Consider the following 11,476-nt stretch of genomic DNA (forward strand, 5'->3'; position numbering starts at 1 on the left):
CGCCGAGCTGGAGGGGAACCGCGCGATGGCCGAGCCGAGAGAGCACTCCGACCCGACGCGTCGGGATGCCTGTCTCCCGGTGTGCGTGCGCCGGGGACTGTGGGTGTGCACCTGCCAGGTCCGCCGGGACGTCACCGTGCTGGCGGTGGGCGGTGAGGTGGACGTGGCCGGCCTCGCCGACCTGCGTACCGCGTTCGGGGGCGTGCTGGCCACGGGCAACCGGCTCGTGGTCGTGGACCTGGGCCGGGTCGGCTTCTTCAGTGCGGGCGGTGTCGGCGTCCTGGAGCACACGCGGCTCACGCTTCGGGACGCCGGAATCCCGATGCGTCTGGCCCGCCCGTCACGGGCCGTGCTGCGCCCGCTCACCGTGCTCGGCCTGGTCGGCCGGTTCGACATCCACACCGGCATCGGCCGGGCCGTCACGGCACCGACCGGCGGTGAATAAGTGCCGAGGCCCGCATGTCATGAACGACTCGTTCATGTCGTCTGACGAGGTGAACGAGTCGTTCATGACATGGGGAAGCCGGTCGGCCGCACGATCGCGACTTTGCCGGGGCCCCGGGTCAGTACCTTCGGGTGGCCGGCGTGCGCATGGCCGGGACTCGGTAGGCCCACTGCGGTGCCCGGCGTTCCCGCCGTGAGCGCCGGATCAGGACCAGCAGCCACAGCACTCCGAGCAGCGCGATCACGCCCTGGCCCACCCAGGTCGTCACGGTGTACACCGTCGTCACGTCCTCGGGCGGCGCCACGAGGACGCGCGGGTCGTACACCGCCACCTCCCCGGTCAGCAGCAGGGTGACCACCAGCGCGATGGTCGACATGGAGTCCCACAGCGCGTGCAGCAGCGCGACGCCGAGGAAGGCCAGCCCCAGGCGCAGGCTCAGCACGAAGTGCTCGCGCGTGCTCCACGCGAACAGCAGCCCGCCCAGGATGGCGGTCCACAGCCCGTGCCCGACCGGCGCGAGCAGCCCGCGCAGCAGCTCGGTCGTGACCAGGTCGGTCAGCGACAGGCCCTGCGCGGTGAACAACGACGTGAGCGCGTAGCCCGCGGATTCGAAGGCGGCGAAGCCGAAGCCGACGGTCGCGCCGAGGATGAGCCCGTCCCGCATGGACTTCACGGCCAGCCCGCGCGTCAGCAGGGCGAGCGCGACCAGCTTGACCGCCTCCTCGATGAGCCCGACCCACACGTACAGCCACACCGACGGGTACAGCAGGTAGGCCTCCAGCACCGAAGCACCGAGGACGCCCAGCACCCCGCCGACGAGGAAGTTCCGGAACACCAGCTCGGCGGTGATCTCCCCGGAGTCGCGGCGCTCGAACGCCCACGCCACGAACGTCACCGGCACCAGGAAGCTGCCGAGCAGCACGAGCGTCGGCAGCAGGTTGGGGTTGCCGGTCGCGTACGTCACGATGACCGAGAGCACCCACAGCAGCAGGCCGATCACGAAGATCCGGGCCCACGTCCGTCGCTGGGGGCGGCCGACGGTGGTCATCGGCGCCTCCCGAACCGCTCGCCGCGGCCGGTGGCGCCGGTGTCGACGAACGCGCGGAAACGGGCGGGGGAGCCGGGTTCGGCGACCCCGTCGAAGCCCTGCGGGCAGTGCAGTGTCGCCCACTGCCGCAGGCCGCCTTCGAAGGCGGCCCGGTACTGCGCGAAGACTTCGGCGAGGGCCTCGTCGTCCAGCTCGTACAGCACGGGCGGGGTCAGCCCGATCAGCTCCAGCGTGCCGCCGTCCGCCGTCAGCCGGTCGCCGAAGCGGTGCAGCAGAACGAGGAGGTCGTCTCCGGGCCGCTCGACCCGGGACAGGTCGACGACGAACTGGCGGGCGCCCGCGTGGACCAGCCCGGCCAGGTATCCCGCGACCGTCCGCAACGCCGCCGCGTCCATCCAGCCGGCGATCGCGACGACCGTGTAGCGCCCCGGATGCAGGGTCGAGCTGATGGTGAGTTCGCGCGGGGGTGCCGCGCGGCTGAGCAGGTGATCCAGTTCGGTGAGCGCGATGGGCGGATGGGAAAGCCTGGTGGTCATGGGGATCCTCCGGTTGTCAGCGTTCTTGCGCGAGGTGCTCGTGCACCAGCCGGACGGCCATGGCGCCCTCGCCCACCGCCGAGGCCACCCGCTTCACCGAGCCGTGCCGGACGTCGCCGACGGCGAACACGCCGGGGCTGCTCGTCTCCAGCGGCAGCGGCGCCCGCGATGACCCGGCGCCCACGTCCGCGCCCGTGAGCACGAACCCGTCTTCGTCGAGCGCGACGTGGCCGGACAGCCAGCGTGTGTGGGGAGCGGCCCCGATGAAGACGAACAACGCGCGGGCGTCGAGCCGGCTTCGCTCGTGGGTGCGGTTGTCCTCGACCTCGACGCCCGACATCGTCTTGCCGTCCTCGACGACCTCGCGGACCTCGGTGTGCAGGTGGACCCGGATCCGCGGGTGCCGCCGGACCTGGTCGACCAGGTAGCGCGACATGTCCGCGCCGAGATCGCCGCCGCGCACCAGCAGGTGCACCACGGGCGAGGTGTCCGCCAGGAACACCGCGGCCTGTCCCGCGGAGTTGCCGCCGCCGACCACGGCGACCGGGTCGGCCAGGCACTGCCGGGCTTCCTGCGGGGTCGCGGCGTAGTAGAGGCACGTGCCTTCGAGGTACTCGAGTTTCGGGAGCGGCAGGCGCCGGTACCGGGCTCCGGTCGCGATGATCACCGTGCGCGTGACGATTTCGGTGCCGTCGTCGAAGCCCACCGCGTACAGCCCGCCGCGCGGGGCGAGCGTGCGGGCCTCGCCCGGGACGGCGACCCGGACCCCGAACTTGGCCGCCTGGAGCACCGAGCGTTCGGCCAGCTCCGCCCCCGAGATCCCGGACGGGAAGCCGAGGTAGTTTTCGATCCGCGAGGTGGTGCCGGCCTGCCCGCCCGCCGCGACGGCGTCGAACGCCGACGTCACGAGCCCTTCCGAGGCGGCGTAGACGACCGCCGCGAGCCCGCCGGGCCCGGCGCCGACCACGAGCATGTCGCGCACGCCGGCCGAGGGTTCCTGGTGCCGCAGCCCGACCGCGCGGGCCAGTTCGGCGTTGCCGGGGTTGCGCAGCACGCCGTCGCCGGGCAGCACCACCACCGGGGTCTGGTCGACGGTGACGCCGAGCCGGCGCAGCAGCGCCTCGGCCCCGCGGTCCTCATCGAGGTCGTCCAGCCGGTACGGCAGGCGGTTGCGGGCCACGAACTCCAGCAGCCGCCGGGTGTCCGGCGAGTAGCACGAGCCGACGATCCGCAGTCCGTCGCCGGAGCCGATGATGAGCGCCCGGCGGATGAGGTAGGCCCGCAGGATCAGGTCGCCGAGGACCGGGTCGCCGGTCACCAGCCGCTGCAGCTCGCCGACCGGGAGGACGAGCACCTCGCCGGGTTCGGCGGCGACGGCGCCGAAGAACGACGGCTGCCCTTCGAGCAGGCCCAGTTCGCCGAGGAACCGCCCGGGACCGTGGACGCGCACGGTCCTGGTCTCGTCCCCTTCGCGGTGCTGGATGGCGACCTTGCCGCTCAGGACGACGTACCAGCTCGTCGACTGTTCCCCTTGCGCGTAAAGCACTTCACCCGGCCGCACCGCCCGGCGCTCGCCCGCGGCGGAGAGCGTGTCGAGCTGCTCGCGGGTCAGCCGGGGGAACGCGCCGTGCGGATCCGGGGTCTCGACGAGGTCTTCCGCCGAGAGCGTCATACGAACACCTCGTGCACGTAGCACCAGCGCCAGTTCTCGCCGGGCTCGAACGAGCGGACGATGGGGTGGCCGATGGCGTGGGCATGCTGTCGCGCGTGCTTCATCGGCGAAGAGTCGCAGCAGCCGACGTGCCCGCAGGTCAGGCACAGCCGCAGGTGCACCCACGGGGTCCCGGCGGCGAGACACTCCTGGCAGCCCTGGGGCGTCCGGGGCACGACCTCGCGGACGAGGGCCAGGTGGGGGTCGGTGACGGTCGTCATGTCTTCGCCTCCTGTACGGAGTTCAGCGCCTGGTCGAGCCAGTCGCGCAGCACGTTCTCCGGGGCCGCGCCCGCCTGCCGCCGGACGACTTCGCCGCCGTGCAGCACCAGGAGCGTCGGCACGGCCATGACGTCGAACCGGCGCGAAATCTCCGGCGCTCGGTCGACGTCGACCTTCACCAGCTTCACCTTCCCGGCCCGCGCCCGGGCGAGCCGGTCCAGCGCCGGGCTCACCGACCGGCAGGGTCCGCACCAGGTGGCCCACAGGTCGACGAGCACCGGGAGCCCGGCCTGCTCGGCGATCTGCGCGAAGTCGCCGTCACCCGCGTCGACCACCCACGGCAGCGGCTGGTGGCAGTTCCCGCACTTCGGCGATCCGTCGGCGGCGACGGGAATCCGGTTGCTCTTCCCGCAGTGCTCGCAGGCGACGACGACGGTCCTCATGCTGCCTCCTTGTCGGACGCGGCAAGCCGCGACAGTGTCTTCGCGTCGGCCGGCATGGTGTCTGATGAATCGGACCTGCAAGCAGTCCTCATGCTGCTGCCTCCTTGTCGGACGCCCGGAAGTCGACGGTCAGGTCGCCGTCGGCCGCGTCGACCACGATCACCAGCCCCTCGGTCAGCTCGCCGCGCAGCAGCGCGCGCCCGATCCGGGTCTCGACCTCGTGGGAGATGTAGCGGCGCAACGGCCGGGCGCCGTACACCGGGTCGAACCCGCGCCCGGCGATGAACTGCCGCGCCGCGGGGGTGAGCTCGACCGTGATGCCCTGCTCGGCCAGCCGGCGGCGCAGCTGGTCGAACTGCAGCTCCACGATCCGCTCGATCTCCGGCAGCCCCAGCGGGGTGAACAGCACGGTGTCGTCGAGGCGGTTGAGGAACTCGGGCCGGAAGTGGTGGCGCAGTTCGGCCAGCACCGCGTCCCGCGCTTCCGCCTTGATCTCGCCGGACGACGTGACGCCGTCGAGCAGGTGCTGCGAGCCGATGTTGGACGTCATGATGATCACCGTGTTGCGGAAGTCGACCAGCCTGCCCTGCGCGTCGGTGATCCGCCCGTCGTCGAGCACCTGCAGCAGCGTGTTGAACACGTCCGGGTGCGCCTTCTCGATCTCGTCGAACAGCACGACCGCGTACGGCTTGCGCCGCACCGCTTCGGTGAGCTGGCCGCCCTCGTCGTAGCCGACGTACCCCGGGGGCGCGCCGAGCAGCCGGGAGACCGTGTGCCGCTCCTGGTACTCGCTCATGTCGAGCCGGACCATGTTGTCCTCGCTGTCGAACAGCGCCGCGGCCAGGGTCTTCGCCAGCTCCGTCTTGCCGACCCCGGTCGGGCCGAGGAAGAGGAACGACCCGATCGGCTTGCGCGGGTCGCGGATGCCGGAGCGGGCGCGGATGATCGCGTCGGCGACCAGCCGGACGGCCTCGTCCTGCCCGACGACCCGTTCGTGCAGGATCTCGTCGAGCCGCAGCAGCTTTTCGCGTTCGCCTTCCTGCAGCCGCGACACCGGGATGCCGGTCCACTGCGACACGATCTCGGCGATCTCGTCCTCGGTGACGACCTCGCGCAGGAGCCGCTTCTCGCCCTGCTTCCGGGTCAGCCGTTCCTCCTCCGCTTCGAGCTGGCGCTCGAGTTCGCGGATCTCGCCGTAGCGCAGCTCGGCGGCGCGGTTGAGGTCGTAGTTCCGTTCCGCCTCTTCGGCTTCATGACGTACCCGCTCGAGTTCGGACCGCAGCTCCTGCACGCGCCGGATCGCCTGGCGTTCGGCGTCCCACTGCGCCTTCTTGGCGTCGGTTTCGGCCCGCAGGTCGGCCAGCTCCTTGCGGAGCTCCGCCAGCCGCGCCTGGCTCGCCTTGTCGGTTTCCTTGGCCAGTGCGGCTTCCTCGATCTCCAGCCGCGTCAGCCGCCGGGTGAGCTCGTCGAGCTCGGCCGGCATCGAGTCGATTTCCGTGCGCAGCCGCGCGCACGCTTCGTCGACGAGGTCGATCGCCTTGTCCGGCAGGAACCGGTCGCTGATGTAACGCTGCGACAGCACGGCCGCGGCCACGAGCGCGGCGTCCTGGATCTTGACACCGTGGAACACCTCGAGCCGTTCCCGCAGTCCGCGCAGGATGGAGATGGTGTCCTCGAGGGCCGGTTCGGGCACGACGACCGGCTGGAACCGCCGCTCCAGCGCGGCGTCCTTCTCGATGTGCTTGCGGTACTCGTCCAGCGTGGTCGCGCCGATCATGTGCAGTTCGCCGCGGGCGAGCATCGGCTTGAGCATGTTGCCGGCGTCCATCGCGCCTTCGGTGGCGCCCGCGCCGACGATCGTGTGGAGCTCGTCGACGAACAGGATGATCCGGCCCTCGGCCGCCTTGACCTCGCCGAGCACGGCCTTGAGCCGTTCCTCGAACTCCCCGCGGTACTTGGCCCCGGCCACCAGCGCGCTCATGTCGAGCGAGAAGATCGTGCGGTCCCGCAGGCCCTCCGGCACGTCGCCGCGCACGATCCGCTGCGCGAGCCCTTCCACGATCGCGGTCTTGCCGACACCGGGATCACCGACGAGCACGGGGTTGTTCTTCGTCTTGCGCGAGAGGATCTGGACGACGCGGCGGATCTCGGTGTCGCGCCCGATCACCGGGTCGAGCTTGCCGGCACGTCCGTCGGCGACCAGGTCACGGCCGTACTTCTCCAGTGCCTCGTAGGCACCCTCGGGCGTCGCCGACGTGACGCGCTGGTTGCCGCGGACCTTCGTCAGCGCGGTCAGGAACGCGTCGCGGGTGACGCCGTGGTCGTGCAGGATCCGCCCGGCCGCCGACTTCGTCCCCTCCTCGGCCAGCGCCAGGACCAGGTGCTCGACGGAGACGTACTCGTCCTTGAGCCGCCGGGCTTCCCGCTCCGCCGTGTCGAGCACCCCGGCCAGCCGCCGGGTGAGGTACACCTGCCCGGGCGACGCGCCGGGCCCGGTCACCTTCGGCCGGCGCACGACCTCCGCCTCGACCGCGGCGCGCAGCGCGTCGACGTCCGCGCCGGTCTGCGCGAGCAGCCGCGGCACGAGGCCCTCGGGCTGGTCGATCAGCGCGAGCAGCAGGTGCTCGCCGTCGGTTTCGGTGTGGCCGGAGCGTCCGGCGATGCTTTGGGCTTCTTGCAGGGCTTCCTGCGACTTCTGGGTCAGCTTGTTCATGTCCATCGCCGACGGCTCCTGACTTGTCCTTCGAGGACGTCGATGCGGTCGAGCAGGTCGAGCACCAGCCCGAGCGCCGCGTAGTTGAGGGGCAGGGCGGCGCGCAACCGCTGGATCCGGGCCAGCCTGGCCACTGTGGACAGGGGAAAGCACGGCCGCCCGTTCGCGTCCGGGGTCGTCTCCACCAGGCCGAGGGCCGCGAACCGGCGGAGCAGCTCGGGGTGCAGTCCGGTGCGCGCCGCCACGGTCTCGAGGTCGAGCCGCGCCGGGCGGACGAGCACATACTGCGCCATCAGGTCCTCCTGGGGTCGAAGTCGGACACCGCGGCGAGCTCTTCGAACAGCTCGCGTTCACGCTTGTTCGGGCGCTTCGGCACCATGATCTTGACCTCGGCGTAGAGGTCGCCGGGCTTGCCCTTCCGGTTCGGCATGCCCTCGCCGCGCAGCCGCAGGCGCCGCCCGCTGGACGACCCGGCGACGACGCGCGCCTTCACCTCGCCGCCGGGAGTGGTGACCGGGACGGTGGCCCCGAGCGCGGCCTCCGACGCCGTCACCGGGAGCTCGACGTGGATGTCGCGCCCTTCGAGCCGGTACCGGCGGTCCGGCCGGATGCGGACGACGAGGAACAGGTCGCCGGGGGCCGCGTTGCCCGAGCCCTGGCCGCCCTGGCCGGCCAGCCGGATGCGCTGGCCGTCGAGCACGCCCGGCGGGATCGTGACGTCGTATTCGCGGTCACCGCCGATGTTCAGGTGCCGCCGCCCGCCGCGATAGGCCTCCTCGACGGTCAGCTCGAGCTCGGCCTCCTGGTCCGCGCCCGGGACCGGGCCACCGCGCCCCCGGCTGCCGGTGAAGAAGCCGCCGAGGAGGTCCTCGATGTCGATGCCTTCGAACCCCTCGAAGCCCCCGCCACCGCTGGTGGTGCTGCTGCGCACGCGGCGGCCGCGCGGTCCGGCACCGGCGCCGACGCGCTGCTCCCAGTCGTCGGGCACCTGCCGGAAGTCGTCGCCGAACCGGTCGTACTTGCGCCGTTGCTCCGGGTCGGACAGCACCTGGTAGGCCTCGCTCACCTCCTTGAACCGCTCTTCGGCCTTCGGGTCCTTGTTGACGTCCGGGTGGTTCTCGCGGGCGAGTTTCCGGTACGCCCGCTGGATTTCCTCGGTGCCGGCATCCCGGCCGACCCCGAGCGCGGCGTAGAAGTCCCGTGCCACGAACGCTCACCCCCGCGGCTTCGCCACGGTGACCGCGGTCGGCCGCAGCTGCCCGCCGCCGGTCCCGTACCCGGGCCGGACGACGCGGGTCACCGTGTTCGGCTCGGCGTCCGGGTCGTCGACGACGGCGACCACCTCGTGGCGGGCCGGGTCGAACGGGACGGCGCTCTCGTCGTCGCGCCCGTACCCGAGCCCGGCGAGCAGCTGGACGGCCTGGTCGCGGATCGCCAGCACCCCCTGCACGACGGCGGTGGGATCCGCTCCGGCGTGCGCGAGCGCCAGTTCGAGGTTGTCGATGATCGGGAGGAACGCCGCGGCGACCCGGGCCCGTTCGGCCCCGCGCTCGGCGCGCAGCTCCGCCGCGTGCCGCTTGCGCTGGTTGTCCGCGTCGGCCATCGCCCGGCGCCAGCGGTCCTCGAAGTCGGCGACCTTCGCCTCCAGCTCCCGGATCCGCTCTTGCCCCACCGCCGGAACGGGCGCGTCCTGGGGGCCGGACTCGGCGCCCGTCCCGGCGGCGTCCGCGGAGGCTGTCCCCTGCTCCGCGGATTTCCCTGTGGTGGCCATGGTTCCCTCACGCCCGGTCGAAGTCGGCGTCGATCACGTCGTCGTCCTCGGCCCGTGCCTGCTCCGGCGGCGGACCGCCGTTCCCGCCCGGCCGGGCCGCGCTGAGCCCGGCCAGCACCTGCTGCAGTTCCGAGGTCAGCTCGCGCACCCGGTCCAGCGGTGCTTCCGACTGGACGGCTTCGCGCGCGTCGGTCACCAGCATCTCCGCGCGGGCCTTCTCGTGCGCCGGCGTCTGGTCCGTGATCGCCTTCTCGACCTGGTAGGCGGCCGTGTCCAGCAGGTTGCGCGCCTCGACCTCCTCGCGGAGGCGCTCGTCTTCGGCGCGGTTGCGCTCGGCCTCGCTGATCATCCGTTCGATGTCGGACTGGTCGAGGTTCGAGCTTTCGGTGATCGTGATGCCCTGCTCGGCACCGGTGTCCTTGTCGCGGGCGGTGACGTTGACGATGCCGTTCGCGTCGACGTCGAACGTCACCTCGACCTGCGGCTCGCCGCGCGGCGCCGGCCGGATGTCCTTGAGCTGGAACCGCCCGAGCACCCGGTTGTCGGCCGCGCGCTCGCGTTCGCCCTGCAGCACCACGACGTCGACGGCGGGCTGGTTGTCCTCCGCGGTGGAGAACACCTCCGTGCGCCGCGCCGGGATGGTCGTGTTCCGCTCGATGATCTTCGTCATCACCCCGCCGCGGGTCTCCACGCCCAGCGACAGCGGCGTGACGTCGAGCAGCAGGACGTCCTTGACCTCGCCCGTGAGCACCCCGGCCTGCACGGCGGCGCCGAGCGCGACGACCTCGTCCGGGTTGACGCTCATGTTCGGGTCCTTGCCGTTGGTGAGCCGGCGGACCAGGCTCTGCACGGCGGGGATCCGGGTCGAACCGCCGACGAGGATGACCTCGTCGATGTCGTTCGCGCTCACCTTGGCGTCGGACATCGCCTGGCGCACCGGGCCGAGGCAGCGCTCGACCAGGTCCGCGGTGATCTGTTCGAACTCCGAGCGCCGGATGGTGGCGGTCAGGTGCTTGGGCCCGCCCGCGTCGGCGGTGATGAACGGCAGGTTGACGCTCGTCTGGCTGACCGAGGACAGCTCGACCTTGGCCTTCTCCGCCGCTTCGAACAGCCGCTGCAGGGCCTGGGCGTCCTGCCGCAGGTCGATGCCGTTGTCCGAGCGGAACTTGTCGGCGAGGAAGTCCACGATCCGGCGGTCGAAGTCGTCGCCGCCGAGGTGGCTGTCACCCGCGGTGGACCGCACCTCGACCACGCCGTCGCCGACGTCGAGCAGGCTGACGTCGAACGTGCCGCCGCCGAGGTCGAAGACCAGCACGGTCTCCTGCTGCTGGGAGTCCAGCCCGTAGGCCAGCGCGGCCGCGGTCGGCTCGTTGATGATCCGCAGGACGTTCAGCCCGGCGATCTTCCCGGCGTCCTTGGTGGCCTGCCGCTGCGCGTCGTTGAAGTACGCGGGCACGGTGACCACGGCCTCGGTCACCCGCTCGCCGAGGTTCTTGCCCGCGTCGTCGGCCAGCTTGCGCAGCACCAGCGCGCTGATCTCCTCCGGCGAGTAGAGCTTGCCGCGGATGTCGAAGCGGACGACGCCGCCCTCTCCCTCGACGACGTCGAACCCGACCGCCTTGGCCTCGTCGGACACCTCGTCGAACTTGCGGCCGATGAACCGCTTCGCCGAGTAGATGGTGCCCTTCGGGTTGAGGATCGCCTGCCGGCGGGCGAGCTGCCCGACCAGCCGTTCGCCGCTGTCGGTGAACCCGACGACCGAGGGGGTCGTCCGGGCGCCCTCGGTGTTGGCGATGACCCTCGGCTCACCCCCTTCCCAGACGGCGATCACCGAGTTGGTGGTGCCGAGGTCGATCCCGACCGCCTTGGCCATCACGCACCTCCGGAGGTGGGGGGCAGCTGCGCCAGCAGCGCGCGGGCCTCGTCGGCGACTTCGGCGTCGGCGACGACCTCGTAGCGGGCGGGCGCCATCGCGCGGACCGACGCGAAGTCCCGGCGGCCGCGCTGCAGTGCGTGCACGACCAGCCCGAAGACCGCTCCGACGATCGCGCCGAAGACGAGCCCGTAGAGCGAGAGCGTCAGCGTGGCGAGGACCGGGTTGAACCAGTTGAACAGGCCGAAGAGCCAGCCGATGAGGAGCCCGGTCAGCGCGCCGGAGCCGGCTCCGCGCAGGGCGGCGCCGCCGTGGTCGAGGCGGCCGATGATCTGCTCGACCAGCTGCACGTCGCGGCCGATGATGGCGGTCCGCTGCACCGGGAACCCCCGGTCGGAAAGGTGGTCGACGGCGCGCTCCGCGTCGCGGTAGTCGTCGTACGAAGCGATGGGGACACGTTCGGTGGCGTGGCGTGGGGCGGGCGCGGTCGCGCCCGGCTGTGCGGTCATGGGTCGCCTCCTAGGCGTTCGCGTGTTCTTCGGCCCGAGGTTGCCCGGCTCGGCGACGGGATCCGGAGGGGCAGGACGCCGCGCTCGAAGCCGCCCGACAGCGGGGCGGTGCCCGTTCCCGATCACGGAAGGGGTCGAAGCGCGTCAATGCCATGATCTTGTGCCGTCCGGTGCGGATCATCCTGCTGGGACGGTCCGACCCGAAC

12 protein-coding genes are annotated in these 11,476 nt (G+C 71.9%); 1 reads left to right on the forward strand and 11 read right to left on the reverse strand.

Annotated features, from left to right (window positions below; genetic code table 11):
- Positions 1–25 precede the first annotated feature (25 nt).
- Positions 26–445, forward strand: coding sequence for an STAS domain-containing protein (locus tag AA23TX_RS34045; protein WP_155546802.1), 420 nt, complete (start codon positions 26–28; stop codon positions 443–445).
- 118 nt (positions 446–563) lie between these two features.
- Here AA23TX_RS34045 and AA23TX_RS34050 read toward each other — a convergent pair whose 3' ends face one another.
- From AA23TX_RS34050 to AA23TX_RS34100, 11 genes are all read right to left on the reverse strand, one after another.
- Positions 564–1,493, reverse strand: coding sequence for a PrsW family intramembrane metalloprotease (locus AA23TX_RS34050; RefSeq protein WP_155546803.1), 930 nt, complete (start codon positions 1,491–1,493; stop codon positions 564–566).
- Complete coding sequence (locus AA23TX_RS34055) at positions 1,490–2,029, reverse strand: STAS domain-containing protein (protein ID WP_155546804.1); 540 nt, start codon at positions 2,027–2,029, stop codon at positions 1,490–1,492. The genes AA23TX_RS34050 and AA23TX_RS34055 overlap by 4 nt, the downstream gene beginning before the upstream one ends.
- 16 nt (positions 2,030–2,045) lie before the next feature.
- Positions 2,046–3,701 (reverse strand): FAD-dependent oxidoreductase, encoded by a 1,656-nt coding sequence (locus AA23TX_RS34060; RefSeq protein ID WP_155546805.1) that lies wholly within the window; start codon positions 3,699–3,701, stop codon positions 2,046–2,048.
- Positions 3,698–3,961 (reverse strand): ubiquitin carboxyl-terminal hydrolase 14, encoded by a 264-nt coding sequence (locus tag AA23TX_RS34065; RefSeq protein ID WP_155546806.1) that lies wholly within the window; start codon positions 3,959–3,961, stop codon positions 3,698–3,700. The genes AA23TX_RS34060 and AA23TX_RS34065 overlap by 4 nt, the downstream gene beginning before the upstream one ends.
- A complete protein-coding gene (gene trxA / locus AA23TX_RS34070; RefSeq protein WP_155546807.1) occupies positions 3,958–4,404 on the reverse strand; it encodes a thioredoxin in 447 nt (148 codons plus the stop codon). The genes AA23TX_RS34065 and trxA overlap by 4 nt, the downstream gene beginning before the upstream one ends.
- A gap of 88 nt (positions 4,405–4,492) precedes the next feature.
- Complete coding sequence (gene clpB / locus AA23TX_RS34075) at positions 4,493–7,123, reverse strand: ATP-dependent chaperone ClpB (RefSeq protein WP_155546808.1); 2,631 nt, start codon at positions 7,121–7,123, stop codon at positions 4,493–4,495.
- Positions 7,114–7,410: a chaperone modulator CbpM gene (locus AA23TX_RS34080; RefSeq protein ID WP_155546809.1), complete on the reverse strand. Its 297-nt coding sequence runs from the start codon at positions 7,408–7,410 to the stop codon at positions 7,114–7,116. The genes clpB and AA23TX_RS34080 overlap by 10 nt, the downstream gene beginning before the upstream one ends.
- Positions 7,410–8,324 carry a DnaJ C-terminal domain-containing protein gene (locus AA23TX_RS34085; RefSeq protein ID WP_155546810.1) on the reverse strand — a complete coding sequence of 305 codons (915 nt, stop codon included), beginning with the start codon at positions 8,322–8,324 and terminating at the stop codon, positions 7,410–7,412. Before AA23TX_RS34085 ends, AA23TX_RS34080 begins: the two co-directional genes overlap by 1 nt.
- A gap of 6 nt (positions 8,325–8,330) precedes the next feature.
- Positions 8,331–8,888: a nucleotide exchange factor GrpE gene (locus AA23TX_RS34090; RefSeq protein WP_155546811.1), complete on the reverse strand. Its 558-nt coding sequence runs from the start codon at positions 8,886–8,888 to the stop codon at positions 8,331–8,333.
- Between the two features lie 7 nt (positions 8,889–8,895).
- Positions 8,896–10,761 (reverse strand): molecular chaperone DnaK, encoded by a 1,866-nt coding sequence (gene dnaK, locus AA23TX_RS34095; protein WP_155546812.1) that lies wholly within the window; start codon positions 10,759–10,761, stop codon positions 8,896–8,898.
- Complete coding sequence (locus AA23TX_RS34100) at positions 10,761–11,270, reverse strand: YflT domain-containing protein (protein WP_155546813.1); 510 nt, start codon at positions 11,268–11,270, stop codon at positions 10,761–10,763. Before AA23TX_RS34100 ends, dnaK begins: the two co-directional genes overlap by 1 nt.
- Positions 11,271–11,476: the final 206 nt, after the last annotated feature.

Source organism: Amycolatopsis camponoti, from assembly GCF_902497555.1.
Lineage (GTDB): Bacteria > Actinomycetota > Actinomycetes > Mycobacteriales > Pseudonocardiaceae > Amycolatopsis > Amycolatopsis camponoti.